Source organism: Virgibacillus tibetensis (assembly GCF_036026595.1).
Lineage (GTDB): Bacteria > Bacillota > Bacilli > Bacillales > Amphibacillaceae > Virgibacillus_P > Virgibacillus_P tibetensis.
In genome coordinates, this window is sequence record NZ_JARZFX010000007.1 from 54263 (window position 1) to 73832 (window position 19570).

Consider the following 19570-nt stretch of genomic DNA (forward strand, 5'->3'; position numbering starts at 1 on the left):
GGTTAGTAGAACAAGAAAATCTGTAATTTGATATTGTCAAAAAGCGTATTTAAACCAGGGAGCATTATTATAAAAGGGGAGGTAAATTTGATGTTAAATCGTGTTATAGAACAATTTGGGTTACAGCTATTATCAATTAATGAGGTTGAAGATTCCCATAGTTCAACAGTCTATAAATGTAATTTGCTTAATGGTGATAATAATTTTTTGAAGATCCCTTATACAAAATTGAAGTTTCAGCGGGAGTTAGAAGCCTATGAACTTTTAAAAGGAAGCGTTGCCATTCCCGAGATATTAGATTATTGGACTGGTGATGAGGATTGTCCTGGTGCTTTTTTATTATCCGAATTAAAGGGACAACCGTTAACAACTGAGGTTTCACCAACAGTAGCGTATCAAGTTGGGGTTATTCACGCATCGATACATTCAATTCAGCCGCCAGTTGTGAAAGCGTTAACTAGCATACAAAATGAATTTCCGAACTGGTCTAAGTTTATTGAACATCAATTTTATAGTTTTGCTGAGGATGTAAGAGATGTTTTGGATGTGGGTTTATACATACAAGCTATTGAGAAATTTGAAAAGATGAAACAACAACTCCCTTCTCCAGACGGACCAAGCTTTATACATATGGATTTTCGTCCAGCAAATATCATTATTGATGGCAATAAAGTTTCAGGAATAATAGATTTTGAATCCGTACGATTTGGTTCAACAGAAATCGATTTCACCAAACTGCATCGCGATTTTTTATGCTTCGATTTCACCTTGTATCAGGCCTATAAAGAAGGCTATAGCAGTATCAGACCTCTAATTGATTTAGATGTTGTATTGCCTTTTTATCGTTTTACAGATGCATTTAATAGTATCGGGTGGTGTAAACGTCGTGGGATTGAAAAAAATGCTTTATTTCTTGAAGAAAATTTAGCAATACTAAAAAAGCTGTTACTTTAAAATAGGGAGCGATTTTGAACTATGCGCTTTCGAAAATAAACAATTATATTATCTCTACTTAGGGTTATGCAATTTTAAATAGTTCCGAAAAATTTTAAATCTCCTTTTTCCATAATTCCCATAAGCCATTTAAGAGAAAAATGTGAAAAAATAAATGGTAAATTAATCTTGAAACGTTATTTATTTTTGTAATTTTGATAAGCTACAATAAAATGAACCATATTCTGAAAGGTTAATATCAACCGAAAACTCTTTTCACTGCATCCTCAAATTCCTGGAAATAGGCCGGTATTTTTGCTCGATCCATTCCAATGTACATATTCTCTGCAATCGACTTGTTGTACCATTTCTGCTTTTCAATGCCGGCATTAAAGTTTTCCCAGACTTTATCTCCCTGATCTGCGATATCCTTCTCCATACCAAGCAAGTTATCTAATTTATCTGCTACGATCAAATATTTAATATCGTTCTCTGCATGTTTTATCATATTAATTGTATGCTGTTTCCGTTCTAGCCAGGACTTCGATTTATCTTCCGTGTGGGCAGCAACTAATGTTCCGACTCTTATGCCGAACTCCGCTTCAATATCCTCGATGTCATATGGTGTGTCCTCAACTACATCATGCAAGTAGCCTGCACAAACTAATCCATCACTAAAGCCAGCTCTTTCTAATCGCTCGGCGACTCGAATGGGATGAGTTATATAGGGAGCATCCGAATTTTTCCTTTTTTGACCGGCATGAGCCTTTTCTGCAAAGTCTTTCGCTCTTTCTTTCAAATTTTAGCCTCCTTTGTGATGTAAATCAGTCACTTTTCAAACTATATTTTAATTATAACACGGGTGGATTCCCACTAAAATTGTACATAGCAATTTGCAATCCTTTCATTTTAATAATCAAACAAGTAAACTAATAAGTAAATCTATTCTAGTTGTATTACTTAACATAGCTGATTTGAAAGAAGGGTATAGATGAAAAGTGAACAATCGAGTGCAATTTACTTCTGGCTGTTACTTGTGCCACTATTTTGGGGAGGGGCGTTCGTAGCTGCAGAACATGTTATTACTGAGGTACCGCCTATTACTGCAGCTGCATTTCGCTTTGGAACAGCAGGTCTTCTTCTTTTAATTTTTGTTTTATTAAAAGGGAATCTGGATGTTAAAGCAATTAAAAAACAATGGATTCCTATACTTTTAATGGCTATAACAGGTATTCTCGGCTATAATGCGTTCTTTTTTATTGCATTGGATATAACATCTGCAATTAATGGCTCCTTAATTGTAGCAACAACTCCTGTGCTTCTAACCTGTGGTGCAGTTTTATTTTTAGGTGAGGTGTGGAATAAGCAATTAGGTTTAGGTCTTGTGCTATCCCTACTTGGTGTTATCATCGTAATTTCCGAAGGTTCACTTGAAACGATCATGCGAATGGAATTTAATAAAGGTGACTTATTATTCCTTGGTGGGCTGATTTGCTGGGTTATACATGGTCTGCTTGGGAAAATAGCCATGCGTGATGTATCTCCTCTGGTGACTACTACATTTACGAGCTTGTTTGGAGGTTTCTTTCTCGTCATAGCATCCCTGTTTTTTGAAAAAGGCTGGGGAAATATTCCGTACATGTCAACTCAGGCATGGGCAGAGATGTTATTCATGATTATTTGCTCTTCTGTAATAGGTTTTATATTGTGGAACCATGGTATTAAGCAGATCGGTGCGAGCAAATCAGGTATTTACATGAACTTAGTGCCAATTAATACTGCATTGTTGGCTGTGGTCTTTTACGGTTCATCCATTACTTTTACGCAAATTATTGGTATGATAATGGTTATAACAGGGGTATATTTTGTAACGTTTCATCAATACTTAAAGCATAAACGCATGCAGCGGAAAATGGCCGACTTTGAAGGTGTTGCTGTGTTAACTAAAAAGGGGGGCACTTAAAGTGGAAGAAGGAATCAACAGAAGGAAAACCGAGCATATCAGACTTTGCTTGAACGATAACGTGGAAGGTGTCAATAAATCAACTGGATTAGAAGGAATTACATTTATACATAATGCATTACCGGAAATTAACTTTGACTATATCCAGCTTGATTCCAGCTTTCTGGATAAGAATTTAAAAGCACCATTTCTCGTGAGTTCAATGACTGGTGGTTCTGAACTTGCTGCACAAATAAACCAAAACCTTGCACTAGCTGCCGAAGAAAAAGGATGGGCAGTAGCACTTGGTTCTACTAGGGCATTACTTGAAAGTGGGGCACATACAGAATCATTTTTAATTCGTAAACAAGCACCTACAGTACCATTGATTGCCAACCTGGGGGCTGTCCAGTTGAACTATGGATATGGTCCAGAAGAGGCGCAGCGTATTGTGGACCTGACAGAAGCGGATTCACTCGTTTTGCATCTAAATAGCCTTCAGGAAGCGGTACAGGATGAAGGAGATTTAAATTTCGAAAATCTTTTACCTAAAATAGAAAAAATCTGTAGAGTAATCGATGTTCCGGTTGGTGTGAAAGAAGTCGGGTTTGGCATTGATGGTACAGTAGCAGAAAAGTTACACAGTGCAGGGGTTACTTATATTGATGTAGCAGGCGCAGGAGGAACATCCTGGAGTCAAGTGGAAAAACTTCGTGCAAAGGATCCTCTGAAAAAGGCTGCGGCAGAAGCATTTAATAACTGGGGATTACCAACAAAGGACTCTATCGTTTCAGTTAGAAGCAAACTACCAGAAGTCCCACTCGTAGCCAGCGGGGGTATGAAGACAGGTGTTGATGCAGCTAAAGCAGTAACCATTGGCGCAGATATTATTGGGTTTGCTCGTCAATTACTCCAAGCAGCTACAGAATCGGATGAAGCCGTCATACAAAGAATGGAACAAATTGAGCTTGAATTAAAAATGACTATGTTCGGTATAGGTGTGAAATCATTATGTGAACTGAAAAATACCAATCGTGTAACTATTATGGGGAAATCATTACTGGATAATTAATAAGAAAGTCTTAATAAAGATGCTCATCCCAATGATGAGCATCTTTTCTATGTAGTAGTAATAAGAGGTTTCCTAGCCAAATAGGAGGGTATATAAAATACTATAAAGCATTAAAGGAGGAACTATAAATGCCTTGGACACTAAATGATTACCCTTCATCTATGAAAAACTTGAATGATATAACAAAAAAGAAAGCAATTGATATTGCAAACTCCATGGTGGATGAGGGATATGAAGAAGGAAGGGCGATTCCCATTGCCATTGAGCAAGCAAAAGAATGGAGTGAGAATGCAAGCCAGGAGGAACTTGATGAATACGAAAGAAGTGGTAAACCCACCAAGCGTTCCGCTGAAGGTGAAAAATATGAAAATAATCCAGAACGATTAGATGAGGGCGAGCAAGTAGTAGCACATGAAGACGGTTGGGCAGTGAAATCAAGTGGCGCCGAAAGACCAAGTAATGTATTTGATAAAAAGGATGATGCTATAGAACGCGCCAGAGAAATAGCAAAAAATAAAGGAACCTCTTTAACTATTTATAAGCAGGATGGATCGGTTCAGGATAAGAAGACATATAATAATGTTGTAAACAGTTAGTACAAAAAGGGTTATTCGCCGGTTTTATTCCTTTTAATTGTCGCAGTTGATATAAAATGCGACATAGTGAAAATTTGATTTCTGCTGTTATTGAGAGTGGCTGTCTCACCCCGCTACGGAAAATACACTTCGCTTACACCATTCCGGGTACAAGTGCGACAAACTCACGCTGTTCGTTTTCGCAGTGTCTTCTTTGCCGCTGGGCGGCTGGTGAGCCTTTCCTCTGCTAGTGTTGTGCTCTGTTATATATTTATCTATTACTTTAATTCATAAATTCTCGCTTTTTGTGATTGTTGATTGGAGCGTAGGGCAGTCGACTCCTGCGGGAACAGCACGTGTCTGAAGACCCCACAGCGGTGGTTTTCCGCGAGGAGGCTGAAGCCGTGCCCGCGGAAAGGGACTGCCCGGAGCGGAAATCAACATTGCAGTTACTTCGTCTTTTATATATTTTATATCAAAAGCAACAATCTTTTAGAAAACAGCCCTACAAAATAACCACTCGTAAATGGAGTGGTTATTTTTATAGTTCTTTCAAATACTAAGTTCAGCTTGTAAATCTAGGAGGCAATTAAAATCATGGATCAAGAGATGAACGAAGGTAAGCATACTAACTTTATTCCAATGACTTCTATAACTAGTGGCGGAGGGTTTAAGGTAAAGGAAGATATTTACTACTATACAGACCAAATTGCTAATTTTAGTTTTATTGGTTTACCTGAAGAAGAAGAGTGGGTGCTAGTTGACGCAGGATTGCCTAATGCTGCACCCGAGATTAAATCTGTCGTGGTGGACCGCTTTGGCAGAGAAAGTAAGCCAGCAGCAATAATTCTAACTCACGGTCATTTTGATCATGTAGGCGGACTAAGTGATTTAATTATGGAGTGGGACGTCCCTGTATATGCACACGAACTTGAATTACCTTATTTAACAGGAGAAAAAAACTACCCAGAACCAGATTCTTCCGTGGAAGGTGGATTTTTAGCAAAGGTATCTGGCATTTATCCTAACGAATCAATCAATCTTGGAAATGCTGTTCAACCATTGCCGGCGGACAACAGCCTGCCATTTTTGGAGGGTTGGAAATGGGTGCATACCCCCGGACATACCCCAGGCCATGTATCGTTCTTCCGTGAAAGTGATTCTCTGCTACTGTCGGGAGATGCCTTTATTACCGTTAGGCAGGACTCTTTCTATAATGTATTGTTTCAGCGGGAGGAAGTAAATGGCCCACCAAGATATCTAACTACCGATTGGACTGCCGCTTGGGAATCCGTTAAACAATTAGCATCTTTAGAACCGGACATAGTGGTACCAGGACATGGAACTTCGATGAAAGGGGAAAAATTGAGAGAGGGTTTAAATAAACTTGTTGAGAATTTTGCTCAGGTAGCGATCCCGGACTATGGACGCTATGTAGATAACAATAATAAACACTAAAAGAAATATCCTCCAGCAGGCTTTTTTGTAAGCACAATGTTTTAATCATTGGGTAGACCTGTGCTACAATATTTTCAGAAATGAGGTGTAGCTATGAAAGTTGAGGTATGGTCTGATTTTGTTTGCCCATTTTGTTACATTGGAAAACGTAGATTAGAACACGCTGTTGAAAATTTTTCTGCTAAAGAAAAGGTTATGATTGAATACAGAAGCTATGAACTTGACCCGAACGCTAAACACAACCCTGAACAAAATATTCATGAAATGCTTGCTGGTAAGTATAATATGTCTGTTGAGAAAGCAAAAAGTATGAATAATGATCTAGGTAAGCAAGCAGCTGAAGTAGGATTAACATATAATTTCGATGCAATGCAACATACCAATACATTTGATGCTCATCGTCTTACAAAATATGCAGAGACGCATGGTTTGGGAAATGAGATGACAGAGCGCCTGCTGGATGCATATTTTACCGATTCAAAACTTATTAGTGATCATGCAACATTGGTTGAACTAGCTAAAGAAGTAGGAATGGATGAAAAAGAAGTCACAGATATGCTTAAAGCAGATGACTTTGCAAAGAATGTTCGCGCAGAAGAAGAGCAAGCACGTCAAATTGGCGTACAAGGAGTACCGTTTTTTGTTTTTAATGAAAAATATGCAGTCTCAGGAGCACAACCACCAGAAGTATTTTCTGAGGTGCTGGAAAAAGTATGGGAAGAAGAGAATGATAAGCCTGTCTTACAATCATTAAACCCTAAGAAATCGGAAACAACGTACTGTACAGATGACGGCTGTGAGTCGATCGATTGAACCCCCAATTGCTACGCAATTTGAAGGGGGTTTCTGCCGTCAAAGATATAAAATTTGTTAAAAAAGCTTAGTGAGCCTACTTATTTGCTCACTAAGCTTTTTTTAATTTTCCTGTATAAATGGGGATGGATTGTCACAAAATTCCCTGAACTGCATGATTGAAATAATAAACAGCTTGATTAGTATTGACGCATGTATCCATTGTGATATACTTTAATTGTAGCCTAATTGATAATGAATATCATTCTTAGTTAGATTTAATTTATCCTAATAATTATTATTAATACAAGTTAATTTATGTATTTAGAAAGGTAGACCTATGAACTGGTATCTTTCAGGTGGCGGATTAATTTCTGTAGCAGAGATGCTGAATGAGATTGACGAAAGCTTAAACTAAATTTTAAATTAGAATAGTGGGAAATCCATCAATCACGTGGATTGCCCACTATTTTTTGTTTGCGGTTGTGGCAGAAATTAGGAAATTGAATTTATATTGTTATGTAAACGTAACAAGCCCTCTAAAGACTGATATAAAGGCATTCATCAAAAGTGTGAGCGATGGCTCCCCTTGAAATCAGTGCCCTATGTATGTTTGAATGAGGGGACAATGAAAAGAAATGAGGGAACAACATTATGAAAAAATTGATGATGTTAGGCATTGTACTAACTTTAGCTATACTACTGGCAGCTTGTGGCGACGATTCTGCTGAGGAAACTGAAGGAGCGGAAAACCCGGATCAAGAAGCGGGTGTGGAATCTGGTGAGCAGCAAGTAGGTGTAACGGATGAAGAAAAAGTTGATGAAGATACTGCTGTGGTTTCCGTGGATGGCACCGAGATTAATGGTGACCGTTACAATCCCATTTATACACAGGTGAAAATGCAAATGGCAGAATACGGCGAGGATGTCAGTGATAATGATTTATTAAAAGAGCAAACCATAAATGTACTTGTGGAGCAACAGTTAATAAGACAGGATGCAGAAAATAACGGACTCAATGTAACGGAAGAAGAAGTGGAGTCAGAATTTGAGACTCTAAAAGAGGAAAATGGCGAGCAGCTGACAGCAGTCTTAGAACAGTTCGAATTAACAGAGGAATCGTTTAAGAGGCAGTTGGCAGATGATTTAATTACAAATAAATATATTGAATCTGAACTTGAAATTGAAGTTTCAGACGAAGAAGCAGAAGAGTACTATGAACAGGTAAGAGAGCAGCAAGGTGAAGAAGTTGGAGAATATGAAGAGGTAGAAGAGCTAATCAAGGATCAGATTGCAGATCAGAAAGTTCAAGAGGTGCTTCAGGCTAAAGTAGAAGAGTTAAAAGAGCAAGCGGAAGTGGAAACTCTAATTTAATAAATGAACAAAAGCATCGCCCATTTGGGTGATGCTTTTGTTCATTTATGCAAGGATTTCATCCAATTTGTTTAAGAACAATTCCATGTTTTTATTTGTACCTATCGTTACTCGAAGATAGTTATCTATCCCTGGTTTGTTAAAATGTCTTATTAATACATTCCTGTCTTTAAGTGCTGCATATAATTCTTCTGCCTGCTTATTATAATGACTTACGAATATAAAATTTGCCTGGGAAGGAAGAATGTGAAATCCACGCTTTTTCATTTCTGCTGTTATCCATTCTCTTGTATGAATAATTTCCCTGGTTGTAGATTTATAGTAATTCGTATCCTTGATTGCAGCTTCTGCTCCCGCAATTGCCAACCGATCAAGTGTATAGGAATTGAAAGAGTCTTTTATTCGAGTTAATCCTTCGATCAGGTCAGAATTTCCAAGGGCGAAACCAATACGTAACCCAGCAAGTGAACGGGATTTTGACATAGTTTGAATGACCAATAAATTGTTATACGTATTAATAAGTGATACGGCAGATTCGGAGGCAAAGTCAATATAAGCCTCATCAATAATTACTACTTGATCAGGATTGTTCTCTACTATTTCTTTGATAGCATCAATTTCTAAATATATACTTGTTGGTGCATTCGGGTTGGGGAAGATGACCCCACCATCCGTCTGGAAAAAAGCCTCAACCGGCAGTGTGAAATCCCGGTTAAGTTTAACCTCTTCGTATGAAATATTGAAGAGCTTGCAATATACTGGATAGAAACTGTATGAAACCGCCGGAAACCTAATTGGTTTTCCAGCTTCAAAAAAGGCGAGAAAGGAGAAAGCCAAGACTTCATCCGAACCGTTCCCAACAAAAATGTTATCCTTTGACAAGCCATAGTATTCTGCGATATCAGTCCGCAGTTGATCAACCGTAGGGGATGGGTACAGGTTTAGTTTCCGCTCTGCTTCCACTTTAATGGCTTCCACTACTTTTGGTGACGGTGGATAAGGGTTCTCGTTCGTGTTCAGCTTTACAATATTTGCATCATTAAGTTGTTCTCCAGGTACATAGGGTACACATCTCTTCACTGTTTCACTCCAAAACTTACTCACTTAACTTACCCTCTTTTTGGATGTGCCGTGCTTGTAGCTCTTTTTTTATATCATAGATAGAAATATCCAGGATCTCCATCAAAACAAGTGTGTGATAGCTTAAATCAGCAATTTCCCATATTACTTCCTGCTTGTCATTGTTTTTAGCTCCGATAATGACTTCACTCGCTTCTTCGCCGACTTTCTTCAGTACTTTATCAATGCCTTCTTTAAAAAGATAGGTTGTATAGGACCCCTGTTTAGGTTCTGCACGACGCTCTTTTATTTTAGTAATCAATTGTGGGAATACATTATTACTTATGTCGCTATTTTTATATAGCGAGTTGTGAAAGCAGGAATCCATACCTGTATGGCATGCTGGTCCTAAGGGTTCAACCTGGACTAAAAGCGAATCAGCATCACAATCATAGGTGATGTTTTTTACAGCCTGCTTATTACCGGAGGTTTCTCCCTTGTTCCATAGTTTTTGGCGTTTTCTGCTGAAAAACCATGTTTCATCTGTTTGAATGGTCTTCCCCAAAGATTCCTGATTCATATAAGCTAATGTCAAAACTTCTCCTGTCTCTGCATTTTGTACAATTGCTGGTATCAGTCCATCCTCATTGAAGGAAAGCTGGTCAATGTTTATTTTCATAATGAATTCCTCCTCACGATGACATTATTATTATCTAAATATCTTTTTAACTCAGGTACAGGAATCTCATCGTAGTGAAAGACAGAGGCTGCGAGTGCTGCGTCAGCATAACCTGGTTGTAATACAGCAGAAAAATGATCAAGGGTTCCAGCACCACCACTGGCGACGATTGGTATATTTACAGAGTCTGCAACTGCTTTTATTAGTTCTAGATTATAACCGCCCTTTTCTCCGTCGGTGTCGATTGCATTAATGACAATTTCGCCGGCCCCCAGCTCTTCTCCACGTTTTGCCCATTCTAGAGTGTCTAAACCAGTGTTTTTTCGGCCACCATTTATATAGACATCCCACTTGCTGTTGCCTGTTTGCTTAGCATCTATTGATAACACAATACATTGGGATCCAAACTTTAATGCTGCCTCTTTTATAAGGTTCGGATTCGTAACAGCAGCACTATTAATTGATACCTTGTCTGCACCAGATCGGAGAACTTTATGAATATCCTCCACTGTTCGAATGCCGCCTCCCACGGTGAATGGGATTGCAATTTCAGCTGCAACCTTTTCAACAATATCAAGGAAAATATCCCTTTCCTCATTGGAAGCTGTAATATCATAAAATACAAGTTCATCTGCACCATCGTTATTGTACTTTTTTGCTAATTGGACAGGATCATCTACATCTTGAATGTTTTGAAACTTTTTCCCTTTAACAACACGTCCTTTGTCTACATCTAGACATGGAATAATTCGTTTAGCCAGCATTGTTGTCACCTGCAATCTCCTGGAAGGATAATGTGCCATCATATAAAGCCTTGCCAATAATAGCTCCATACAGGTTAAGGTTTTTTAATCTGTCAATATCCTCAATTGTTGTGACACCACCAGACGCAATTACATTTACAGCTGCAGCATTATTGATCGCTTCAAGTTCTGTAAAGTTAGGGCCCTGCAGCATGCCATCTTTTAAAATATCTGTATAAATTATTGTTTGTACACCAAGTCCCTCTAACTCTTGTACAAGGTCAATAGCCTTTACAGTACTTGTCTCAGTCCACCCGTCAGTCGCAACAAAGCCAGAACGGGCATCAATGGATACTGCAATTTTTTCGCCATATTGCTCTACAGCTTTCTGCAAAAAATCTTTATTATTAATAGCAGCTGTGCCGATGATGACACGGTCAACTCCTGCATTAATGTATTCTTCAATAATTGCTGAAGATCTGATGCCTCCGCCAACCTGAATCGGAATGCTTATCTGCTCCGCAATGGATTTAATGATTGATTTATTGGCAGATTCCCCAGTTTTTGCTCCATCCAGGTCTACGATATGAATATACTTGGCTCCTTGACTTGCCCATTGTGCAGCCATATCTACTGGTGATTCGCCATACACTTTTTCTTTGTTGTAATCTCCTTGTATAAGACGCACACACTTGCCGTTTCTAATGTCGATTGCTGGAAAAAGAATCATGATATCATCTCCCCAAAATTTTGTAGTAACTGCAGCCCGACCGCCCCACTTTTTTCTGGGTGAAACTGCATACCTATAATATTATCTTGTTGTACAATAGCTGGAATGGTTCCACCATAGTTGGTGCTGGCTATCAGTGAATTCTGCTGGTATGTATTCACTGCATACGAGTGAACAAAGTAGACGTAAGCGTTACTGGATATGTTGTTGAGCAAAGGACTGTCACCATGTTTTGTTATCGTGTTCCAGCCAATATGTGGCACCTTAACGGAACTGTCGATGCGACTAACATTACCCTCAAGAAGTCCGATCCCAGTCCATTGGCCATCCTCAAAGCTTGCTTCATAAAATAGCTGCATACCCAGGCAGATACCCAGTATCGGTTTACCCTTGCCAGCTTCTTCTTTTAATACAGGGCCTAAGTTCAAATCGTTAATAGCTTCCATTGCATCCTTAAATGCTCCTACTCCTGGTAGAATAATAGCTTTACAGTTTTCAATTGTTTGCTTGTCAGTGGTTAAACAGGAATCTATATTCAGTCTTGCTAAAGCAAATTGCAGACTTTTAATATTGCCGGCACCGTAATCAATAATAGCGATCATATCTCTATGCTTCCTTTCTGCTTAGAGGGTTCCTTTAGTAGAGGGAACCCCTTGGATTCGTGGATTTTTCTGGCTTGCTTGATCGAGTGCACGCCCAAATGCTTTAAAGATAGACTCAATAATATGATGTGTGTTCCTTCCATAAGCGGTGTTAATATGAAGCGTAACGCCTGCATTACTGGCGAATGCTTGGAAAAACTCCTCTACTAGTTCGGTATCAAAGTTACCGACCTTGTCTTTTAATCCATCCACATTATATACGAGATAGGATCGGCCGCTGATATCCAATGAAACGGAAGTGAGTGCTTCATCCATTGGTGCAGTAGCGGTTGCGTAACGTGTAATACCTTCTTTAGTTCCGATCGCCTGTGAAAATGCCTGCCCCAATGCTATGCCGATATCTTCAACGGAATGGTGCTGATCTACAGCTAAATCACCTTCACACTTTACATGAAGATCAAATAATCCGTGTTTGGTCATCAACGTAAGCATATGGTCAAAAAACCCAACCCCTGTAATAATCGAAGACTTCCCTGAGCCATCAATCGTAAATTCTAATTCAATCGCTGTTTCTGCTGTTTTTCTGGTAATGCTGTGTGTTCGCATCTGAATCATCCTTTCTAACTTGGATTGAATTTGCATGTGCTGTTAGACCTTCAGTGTTTGCCAGTTTAATAATATGATCAGCTGTTTCCAGCAGTGCTTCCTGAGAATAATGAATAATGCTTGATTTTTTCACGAAATCATATACTCCAAGTGGAGAGGAGAAAGCGGCTGTCCCACTTGTTGGTAATGTGTGATTAGGTCCAGCAATATAATCACCCAAAGGCTCGGGGGAGAAGTTACCAAGAAATATTGCTCCCGCATTTTTAATAGAATACATACCTTCTGTAGGGTTTTTGATCATTAACTGTAAATGTTCGGGTGCAATTTCGTTAACGATTTCAAAAGCGTTAGTAAGGTCTTTAGCTACAATAATTTTTCCGTTACTATCCAGTGATTTATCGATAATATCTTTGCGTTCAAGTGCAGCTGCCTGTTTTTCGATTTCGATCAATATGCTATCAGCTAGTACCCTACTCGTAGTTATACAGATTGAGCTTGCCAATTCATCATGCTCTGCCTGTGATAACAAGTCTGCTGCTATATAGCTTGGAGGAGCACTTTCATCTGCAACTATGCAGATTTCACTAGGGCCAGCAATCATATCTATTGCTACATCACCGAACACCCATTTTTTCGCCCGGGCGACATAGGCGTTTCCTGGTCCGACAATTTTTACAACCTTTTCAACTGTCTCCGTTCCATATGCGAGAGCTGCTATTGCTTGAGCACCTCCTACTTTATAAATAGTATCCACACCAGCTTCTTGGGCAGCCACTAACACATGTGGATTTATTTTGCCGTTTGGTTGAGGAGGGGTAGTAATAACTAGTTGCTCCACTCCTGCCAGTTGTGCAGGTATCACATTCATTAAGACCGAGGAGGGATAAGCTGCTTTTCCCCCGGGAATATAAACACCTACTTTTTCTAGAGGAGTGACCTTTTGACCTAGCATGACTCCTTGGTTTTTAGTTATAAACCAGGATTTTTCTTTTTGTTCTTGATGAAAGTCTGTAATATTTTTTTTCGCTTGTTTTATTGCATCCAGGAAGCTGGAACTGACTAAATCTCTCGCTTCAGCGAATTCCTCTTTTGATACTACGAAATTGTCTAACCTAACACGATCAAACTTTTCAGTATACGAGCGAATCGCACCATCACCATATTCCTTCACTTGCCTGATTATTTTCAATACAGAAGTATCAAGCTCTTCCTCATAGGCTGCAGAATAACTGTCCTTTTCTGTGGACATAAATTCTTTGAATGTAAGTATTCTCATTAACTATCACTCCAGGGCTGACTTTAGTTTTTTTAAAAATGATTGAATCCTATCCGATTTGGTAGCAAAGCTAGCTTTATTAACGATTAATCGTGTACTGATATTTTCTACTTCTTCCAGAACCGACAGGCCGTTTTCTTTCAATGTGTTCCCGGTTTCAACAATATCTACAATTACGTCAGCGAGCCCAATAAGAGGGGCCAACTCTACAGAACCGTTCAGCTTAATCGTTTCAATTGATTGACCTGTTTTTAAAAAATGATTCTTAGCTATAATCGGATACTTTGAGGCCACTTTCAGTCTTTGGATGGTACCGAGCTCGAGATCAGGGTCTCCAGCAACGACAAATTTGCATTTTCCCAACTTTAAATCCAGCATTTCATATACATCAGCCTGTGCCTCCAAAATATTGTCTTTGCCCACAACTCCCAGGTCTGCGGATCCTTTTTCAACATAGGTGGGAACATCTACAGCTTTTACAAAAATTAATCGGATTGCCTTGTCGGTACTATAGAAAACAAGTTTCCTGCTTTTCTCGTGGAGATCATTGAAATATATACCAATATCATTTAAGAGAGTAATTGAGTCTTCAGCCGTTCGTCCTTTTGCAAGGGCAATTGTTATGGTATCCACTTATAGATCCTCCTTTGTTCCTGGAAACAACCGCAGCAGTTCATGAGAATCAGATAATAGTTGATTACTGGTAGCTGAGCTGAGCAATTCCTGGTTTGTTTCGTAACGTATTGTCCAGACAGCAGATACGCTGTTCTGATTGTGGCTGTCCGTTGAAAATGTTAAGACTTGATAGCCTCTGTCACGCAAGATATATGCAGTCTCTAAGGCGTCCCTTTGTTTTTGTTTTACATAATAAATTATAATGTCTACCTGCATATCCTCCTCCGTAGATAAACCTTGTTGAAGAAGCGCATCCAGCATGAGATCAACTTCGAAAGCAAACCCGACTGCAGGTAGGGGAGTACCGTACTGCTTGCTCAGGTTATCGTATCTTCCACCCATTAATACAGGTTTTCCGACTTGCTCTATAAAACCTTGAAATATAATGTCTGAGTAATAATTCATATTATTGATCAGTCCAAGATTAAAAACAATAGAATCATCTGCCCCGTAGTCTTTAAGGACTTCAAATACATCGATAAGGTTCTGCAGCTTCGATTGCATGTTTTCATTCATACAGTTCATCTTAGCCTGTTCTATTACTAATTTTGGATCCCCATACATCATTGGAATCACACTTATAGCAGCCCTCAAGCTTTCTGGAATAGACAATTCAGCCAGGAATGGGTCGATTTCTGCAGTGTTTTTTGACTGAATGAGTGTTTGTAAATGGGCAAGTTCACTTGATGATAATGCGGCTTGCGTGATCAGTTCCTTGAAGAAACCAGCATGACCGATTTCTATCTTGAAATTTGAAAAACCTATATCTTTTAAAGTGTGGATAGCCAGCATAATTACTTCAGCATCAATTTCCGCTGAGTTATTACCTAAATATTCAATGCCAGCTTGGGTACTTTCCTTTTGGGTGTTCTTTTCGTAGGATTGACGAAATACATCCAATACATAAAAGTAGCGTGATTTATCTGATGCGGATTGCTTATTTGAAGCTGCCATTCGTGTGATGGGAATGGTCACATCAGGTCTAAGAACTAATACTTTTCCTGTGGAGTCAACTACTTTTATCATGTCATCCGGATTTACTGTACCAGTAATGGATGAATATAAATCATAATATTCGAAGGTTGAGGTTCGGATTTGTTTATATCCATATGTAGTAAAGCGATTTTTCAACTTACTAATAAGCTCTTCTCTTATTTGAAAATCTCTAACACTATTATTATTGTTTGAATCGCCAATAAAAGGTTTCATCTAAAAACTCCTTCCAAACACTTTATCACTTTATTGCTTTATCGCTTTATCTTAGTAAAGTTATATAGTATTCTAATAACTATAGAGAAAAAAGTCAACACTAAGGAGAGAATTTAAAATGTTTGATTACCATATTCATAGTAATTTTTCGGCAGATTGTGAGACTCCAATGGAAAAAACAATAGAACAAGCTATTAAATTTGGAATGAAGGAGATTTGCTTTACCGAGCATATTGATTATGAGTATCCCGATAAGTCAATAATATTTGAGTTTGATCTAGCTGCATATGATAAAAAGATAAAGGAAATGCAGTCTGTCTATGCTGACAGGATCAGTGTTAAGAAGGGATTGGAGATTGGTGTGCAGCCGCATCTATTGCAGCGATACAATGAGTTGTTGAATAAAGAATACTTCGACTTTGTTATTTGTTCGATGCATACAACTGAGAAAAAGGATCTTCACTCAGGAGACTTCTTCAAAAATAAAACGGTGGATAAAGCTTATGAAGCTTATTATAATGAACTGCTGTATTGTGTGAAGAACTATAAAGAATTCAATATATTGGGCCATTTAGATTTGGTTAAGCGGTATACAAAGCAAAATAGTAAATATGATTTCCATGACATCATAAAATCGATTTTCCAGGAAATTATCTATGCAGGTAAAGGGATAGAGATAAATACGTCTGGTTTTCGCTATGGATTGGAGAACGGGATGCCCAGCTCGGATATCCTAAAGTTATATAAAGAGTGTGGTGGAGAAATCATCACAGTTGGATCGGATTCGCATGTGGAAACTACTGTGGGATTCGGGGTAAAGGACTCTCTTGAACTTTTGAAATCCATCGGGTTTTCTTATGTTTCAACATTTGAAGGTCGAAAACCCTTATTTCATTCCATTTAAGTAATTACTAAAAGGCTCATTCTCGTAGTTTGTCGCTTTTTCTATAAAAGACGATGTAACTCTGGAATAGATTGTTAGCTGCCACTGCGGAAAATACACTGTGCCCAAAGGGTTGATCACTGAATAAATCGGGTTGAACGCGGGATTAAGCAAGCCGAACGCGGGATTAAGCGCAGCGATCGCTGAATGAAGGCAGGTGCAGCGGTCATGCCAAACCGGTCGAGTCGCACACGTACAAAATTGGACGGTTTTGACGACCAAAGGGTTGATCGCTGAATAAATCGGGTTGAACGCGGGATTAAGCTGAACAAGCGCTGAATAAATCGGGTTAAACGCTGAATTAAGCAAGCCGAACGCTGGATTAAGCGAAGCGATCGCTGAATGAAGGCAGGTGAAGCGGTCATGCCAAACCGGTCGACTCCTGCTCAGAACAGCACGTGTCTGAAAACACCGCAGAGCGGGTTTATCTTTTATACCGGGTAATCGCATGTACAGGTATAGTTCCAATATTTTAGGGAATAACCTAACTAAAACTACAGAATATAGCATTAACATCCGATAATAGTAGTAGAGTTGACTTCAAGGGGGATTTAGCATGAAGGCTATTGATGCTTTAAAATTATCGGATACTAGAAAGAAAAATATCTTTGTTTTAATTGCATTTTCCATATCAATTGTAAGTGCATTTATACTAACAATTGTACAAGCAGATTTTAGTAAAAGTATTTTTTATGGAATAGAACTAATTGTTTTATTGACTAGCTATTTGATTGTTAAATATATGGTTAAAAACGACATGATCTATAAATATGTATTGGTTATAGCAGTTTATGGTTTTATTTTTGCTTCCATCATTTTGTTTGGAGGGGAATTGACAAAAACATTAATCCTATTCTTTTTATTATTTTTGTCTACTGTCCATTTGACACAATCTGTGTTTTTAATTGGTTATTTAACAGGGTTTGTTTTATTGATTCTAAACGCGTTAAATGCTACGGCGGCAGATGTGGACATGTTACAGTCGAATCTCGCAGCGACACTATTAACATATCTATTGGCTGGAATTATGTCATTCATGCTTATACACATGAACAGAAAGCAATTCAAACACACAGAGGAGTTATTGTTAACTAGTGAAAAAGATGCTGAAATAAAAGAAATCGCCCGAAAACAATTAGAGAAAAATGTGAATGACATTATAGCGAAAGTAAAAAGTGTAAATATAAAGGTGCAAGGAAATATTGAGTCACAATCAGAAATAACAGAAGCAATAGCTGAAGTGGCAACTGGCAGTACGGTACAAAATGAAAGGATCACCGATATCGCGCAAAGCTCACAGGATACTCTTCAGCAAATAGTCTACATACTGGACGAAACAAAGGTACTTAAAGGTGAGTTTGAAAAGTCGGCAAAAATAGCTGTCAATGGTAATTCCCTGTCTAAGGGCTTATCAACAAATATGGCAGAATTCAGTCTACATATTGATGAACTTAGTCAGGCTTTCGAATCACTATCCAGCAAAATCAGCGAAACAAATACCTTTTCGCAGGACATTATCAACGTAAGTCAACAGACCAATTTATCGTCTTTCCGAAAGAAGACTCCTTCTTCAAGCGTGTGAAGGGCAGAGCCCAGCGGTAAGGGGAGATGAATTTCGGTTGGCGTTAGCCAAAACGGTCCTCGCTATGGTATAATAGGAACAAATGTTCTTGTGGAAGCGAGGTGAATTTGATGCTAGTCAACAAAGCGTATAAGTTTCGTATCTATCCAAGCAAAGGACAGGAAATTCTAATTGCTAAAACAATCGGAAGTAGCCGTTTTGTGTTCAATTATTTTTTAGATAAGTGGGATCGTGCATACAAAGAAACAGGTAAAGGTTTAACGTATAACGTATGTTCTTCTCAACTAACACAACTAAAGAAAGAATTAGGATGGTTAAAAGAAGTTGACAGCATTGCCATTCAATCCTCATTGAAAAACCTCGCTGATTCATATTCACGATTTTTCAAGAAACAGAATAAAGCACCACGATTTAAGTCTAAAAAGAATAGAGTACAGTCTTACACAACCAAGCACACTAACGGTAATATTGCGGTTGTTGATAACAAAATCAAATTACCTAAACTTGGTCTTGTTAAATTCGCAAAAAGTCGTGAAGTGGAAGGTCGTATCCTCAATGCAACTGTTAGACGTAATCCCAGCGGTAAATTCTTTGTATCTATACTAGTTGAAACAGAAGTACATGAATTACCTAAAACAGATTCGTCTGTTGGTATTGATGTTGGATTGAAAGACTTCGCTATTCTTTCAGACGAAACAGTATTCAAGAACCCTAAATTCTTTCGTACGTTGGAAAAAAAGTTAGCGAAAGCACAATGTATTCTTTCAAGACGCAGAAAAGGATCATTCAACTGGCATAAGCAACGGATTAAGGTCACTCGGCTTCATGAAAAAATAGCAAATGCAAGATATGACTATTTGCATAAAATATCTACTGATATTGTCAAAAACCACGACATTATTGGCATTGAAGATTTGCAAGTGTCAAACATGCTAAAGAACCATAAGTTAGCAAAAGCCATTAGTGAAGTATCGTGGTCACAATTTCGTACCATGCTTGAATACAAAGCAAACTGGTATGGTAAACAAGTTGTAGTGGTTGCGAAGAATTTCGCATCAAGCCAACTATGTTCAGGTTGTGGCAACCGTAATAAAGACGTTAAGAATCTTGCGCTACGTAAATGGACTTGCAGTCATTGCAACTCGCATCACGATCGTGATCTTAATGCAAGTATGAATCTTAAAAATGAAGCGATAAGACTTCTAACCGCAGGAACTGCGGGGATAGCCTAATAGATAATTGGCGGTTACGCTGGTGTTCTTAGGAATCTCCCACTTCAAACTACCGCAAGGTCGTTAAGTGGCGAGAGGTTCAATAGCA

At 38.5% G+C, this 19570-nt stretch carries 20 protein-coding genes; 10 read left to right on the forward strand and 10 right to left on the reverse strand.

Annotated elements, in window-relative coordinates; translation table 11 throughout:
• Positions 1 to 90: 90 nt before the first annotated feature.
• Positions 91 to 954, forward strand: coding sequence for an aminoglycoside phosphotransferase family protein (locus QGM71_RS13900; RefSeq protein WP_327608172.1), 864 nt, complete (start codon positions 91 to 93; stop codon positions 952 to 954).
• 238 nt (positions 955 to 1192) lie between these two features.
• Here the strand turns inward: QGM71_RS13900 and QGM71_RS13905 are convergent, their stop codons facing one another.
• Positions 1193 to 1732 carry an HD domain-containing protein gene (locus QGM71_RS13905; protein ID WP_327608173.1) on the reverse strand — a complete coding sequence of 180 codons (540 nt, stop codon included), beginning with the start codon at positions 1730 to 1732 and terminating at the stop codon, positions 1193 to 1195.
• 192 nt (positions 1733 to 1924) lie between these two features.
• On the opposite strand from QGM71_RS13905, the gene QGM71_RS13910 reads away from it, so the two are divergent.
• The 6 genes from QGM71_RS13910 to QGM71_RS13935 all read left to right on the forward strand — a co-directional run bounded on the left by QGM71_RS13910 (position 1925) and on the right by QGM71_RS13935 (position 8146).
• Positions 1925 to 2896: a DMT family transporter gene (locus QGM71_RS13910; RefSeq protein ID WP_327608174.1), complete on the forward strand. Its 972-nt coding sequence runs from the start codon at positions 1925 to 1927 to the stop codon at positions 2894 to 2896.
• Position 2897: 1 nt separating this feature from the next.
• Entirely contained in the window at positions 2898 to 3947 is a 1050-nt protein-coding gene (gene fni, locus QGM71_RS13915; protein ID WP_327608175.1) for a type 2 isopentenyl-diphosphate Delta-isomerase, read from the forward strand.
• 128 nt (positions 3948 to 4075) lie between these two features.
• The gene (locus QGM71_RS13920; protein WP_327608176.1) at positions 4076 to 4543 is read left to right on the forward strand and encodes a DUF2188 domain-containing protein; all 468 of its coding nucleotides are present in this window, start codon (positions 4076 to 4078) and stop codon (positions 4541 to 4543) included.
• Positions 4544 to 5119: 576 nt separating this feature from the next.
• Positions 5120 to 5980 carry an MBL fold metallo-hydrolase gene (locus QGM71_RS13925; RefSeq protein WP_327608177.1) on the forward strand — a complete coding sequence of 287 codons (861 nt, stop codon included), beginning with the start codon at positions 5120 to 5122 and terminating at the stop codon, positions 5978 to 5980.
• Positions 5981 to 6073: 93 nt separating this feature from the next.
• Entirely contained in the window at positions 6074 to 6793 is a 720-nt protein-coding gene (locus QGM71_RS13930) for a DsbA family oxidoreductase (protein ID WP_327608178.1), read from the forward strand.
• Positions 6794 to 7426: 633 nt separating this feature from the next.
• Positions 7427 to 8146, forward strand: a complete 720-nt coding sequence (locus tag QGM71_RS13935; protein ID WP_327608179.1) for a SurA N-terminal domain-containing protein — start codon at positions 7427 to 7429, stop codon at positions 8144 to 8146.
• 45 nt (positions 8147 to 8191) lie between these two features.
• Here the strand turns inward: QGM71_RS13935 and hisC are convergent, their stop codons facing one another.
• Genes hisC through hisZ form a run of 9 tightly spaced genes read right to left on the reverse strand, consistent with a single transcriptional unit; the run spans position 8192 to position 15725 of the window.
• On the reverse strand, positions 8192 to 9250 hold the full coding sequence (gene hisC, locus QGM71_RS13940; RefSeq protein ID WP_327608180.1) for a histidinol-phosphate transaminase: 1059 nt from the start codon (positions 9248 to 9250) through the stop codon (positions 8192 to 8194).
• Positions 9243 to 9884 carry a bifunctional phosphoribosyl-AMP cyclohydrolase/phosphoribosyl-ATP diphosphatase HisIE gene (gene hisIE / locus QGM71_RS13945; RefSeq protein ID WP_327608181.1) on the reverse strand — a complete coding sequence of 214 codons (642 nt, stop codon included), beginning with the start codon at positions 9882 to 9884 and terminating at the stop codon, positions 9243 to 9245. The genes hisC and hisIE overlap by 8 nt, the downstream gene beginning before the upstream one ends.
• Positions 9881 to 10648 (reverse strand): imidazole glycerol phosphate synthase subunit HisF, encoded by a 768-nt coding sequence (hisF, locus tag QGM71_RS13950; protein ID WP_327608274.1) that lies wholly within the window; start codon positions 10646 to 10648, stop codon positions 9881 to 9883. Before hisF ends, hisIE begins: the two co-directional genes overlap by 4 nt.
• Positions 10638 to 11357 carry a 1-(5-phosphoribosyl)-5-[(5-phosphoribosylamino)methylideneamino]imidazole-4-carboxamide isomerase gene (hisA, locus tag QGM71_RS13955; protein ID WP_327608182.1) on the reverse strand — a complete coding sequence of 240 codons (720 nt, stop codon included), beginning with the start codon at positions 11355 to 11357 and terminating at the stop codon, positions 10638 to 10640. Before hisA ends, hisF begins: the two co-directional genes overlap by 11 nt.
• Positions 11354 to 11959 carry an imidazole glycerol phosphate synthase subunit HisH gene (gene hisH, locus QGM71_RS13960; RefSeq protein ID WP_327608183.1) on the reverse strand — a complete coding sequence of 202 codons (606 nt, stop codon included), beginning with the start codon at positions 11957 to 11959 and terminating at the stop codon, positions 11354 to 11356. The genes hisA and hisH overlap by 4 nt, the downstream gene beginning before the upstream one ends.
• Before the next feature lie 21 nt (positions 11960 to 11980).
• Positions 11981 to 12565 (reverse strand): imidazoleglycerol-phosphate dehydratase HisB, encoded by a 585-nt coding sequence (hisB, locus tag QGM71_RS13965; RefSeq protein ID WP_327608184.1) that lies wholly within the window; start codon positions 12563 to 12565, stop codon positions 11981 to 11983.
• On the reverse strand, positions 12519 to 13841 hold the full coding sequence (gene hisD, locus QGM71_RS13970; protein WP_327608185.1) for a histidinol dehydrogenase: 1323 nt from the start codon (positions 13839 to 13841) through the stop codon (positions 12519 to 12521). Before hisD ends, hisB begins: the two co-directional genes overlap by 47 nt.
• 6 nt (positions 13842 to 13847) lie before the next feature.
• Positions 13848 to 14474: an ATP phosphoribosyltransferase gene (gene hisG / locus QGM71_RS13975; RefSeq protein WP_327608186.1), complete on the reverse strand. Its 627-nt coding sequence runs from the start codon at positions 14472 to 14474 to the stop codon at positions 13848 to 13850.
• Positions 14475 to 15725 (reverse strand): ATP phosphoribosyltransferase regulatory subunit, encoded by a 1251-nt coding sequence (gene hisZ / locus QGM71_RS13980; protein WP_327608187.1) that lies wholly within the window; start codon positions 15723 to 15725, stop codon positions 14475 to 14477. It lies immediately after the preceding gene.
• A gap of 118 nt (positions 15726 to 15843) precedes the next feature.
• On the opposite strand from hisZ, the gene QGM71_RS13985 reads away from it, so the two are divergent.
• The 3 genes from QGM71_RS13985 to tnpB all read left to right on the forward strand — a co-directional run bounded on the left by QGM71_RS13985 (position 15844) and on the right by tnpB (position 19482).
• A complete protein-coding gene (locus QGM71_RS13985) occupies positions 15844 to 16629 on the forward strand; it encodes a histidinol-phosphatase HisJ family protein (RefSeq protein WP_327608188.1) in 786 nt (261 codons plus the stop codon).
• A 595-nt stretch (positions 16630 to 17224) separates the two neighbouring features.
• Positions 17225 to 18250 (forward strand): methyl-accepting chemotaxis protein, encoded by a 1026-nt coding sequence (locus tag QGM71_RS13990; RefSeq protein ID WP_327608189.1) that lies wholly within the window; start codon positions 17225 to 17227, stop codon positions 18248 to 18250.
• Between the two features lie 110 nt (positions 18251 to 18360).
• The gene (tnpB, locus tag QGM71_RS13995; RefSeq protein ID WP_327608190.1) at positions 18361 to 19482 is read left to right on the forward strand and encodes an IS200/IS605 family element RNA-guided endonuclease TnpB; all 1122 of its coding nucleotides are present in this window, start codon (positions 18361 to 18363) and stop codon (positions 19480 to 19482) included.
• Positions 19483 to 19570: the final 88 nt, after the last annotated feature.

Bases quoted from the DNA above. Each gene is read 5' to 3' on its own strand.
- QGM71_RS13990 (WP_327608189.1), top strand. From the start codon at position 17,225: ATGAAGGCTATTGATGCTTTAAAATTATCGGATACTAGAAAGAAAAAT.
- QGM71_RS13925 (WP_327608177.1), top strand. From the start codon at position 5,120: ATGGATCAAGAGATGAACGAAGGTAAGCATACTAACTTTATTCCAATG.
- hisD (WP_327608185.1), bottom strand. From the start codon at position 13,841: ATGAGAATACTTACATTCAAAGAATTTATGTCCACAGAAAAGGACAGT.
- tnpB (WP_327608190.1), top strand. From the start codon at position 18,361: ATGCTAGTCAACAAAGCGTATAAGTTTCGTATCTATCCAAGCAAAGGA.
- hisA (WP_327608182.1), bottom strand. From the start codon at position 11,357: ATGATTCTTTTTCCAGCAATCGACATTAGAAACGGCAAGTGTGTGCGT.
- QGM71_RS13985 (WP_327608188.1), top strand. From the start codon at position 15,844: ATGTTTGATTACCATATTCATAGTAATTTTTCGGCAGATTGTGAGACT.
- hisB (WP_327608184.1), bottom strand. From the start codon at position 12,565: ATGCGAACACACAGCATTACCAGAAAAACAGCAGAAACAGCGATTGAA.
- QGM71_RS13920 (WP_327608176.1), top strand. From the start codon at position 4,076: ATGCCTTGGACACTAAATGATTACCCTTCATCTATGAAAAACTTGAAT.
- QGM71_RS13900 (WP_327608172.1), top strand. From the start codon at position 91: ATGTTAAATCGTGTTATAGAACAATTTGGGTTACAGCTATTATCAATT.
- hisIE (WP_327608181.1), bottom strand. From the start codon at position 9,884: ATGAAAATAAACATTGACCAGCTTTCCTTCAATGAGGATGGACTGATA.
- QGM71_RS13910 (WP_327608174.1), top strand. From the start codon at position 1,925: ATGAAAAGTGAACAATCGAGTGCAATTTACTTCTGGCTGTTACTTGTG.
- hisF (WP_327608274.1), bottom strand. From the start codon at position 10,648: ATGCTGGCTAAACGAATTATTCCATGTCTAGATGTAGACAAAGGACGT.
- hisZ (WP_327608187.1), bottom strand. From the start codon at position 15,725: ATGAAACCTTTTATTGGCGATTCAAACAATAATAATAGTGTTAGAGAT.
- QGM71_RS13930 (WP_327608178.1), top strand. From the start codon at position 6,074: ATGAAAGTTGAGGTATGGTCTGATTTTGTTTGCCCATTTTGTTACATT.
- hisH (WP_327608183.1), bottom strand. From the start codon at position 11,959: ATGATCGCTATTATTGATTACGGTGCCGGCAATATTAAAAGTCTGCAA.
- QGM71_RS13935 (WP_327608179.1), top strand. From the start codon at position 7,427: ATGAAAAAATTGATGATGTTAGGCATTGTACTAACTTTAGCTATACTA.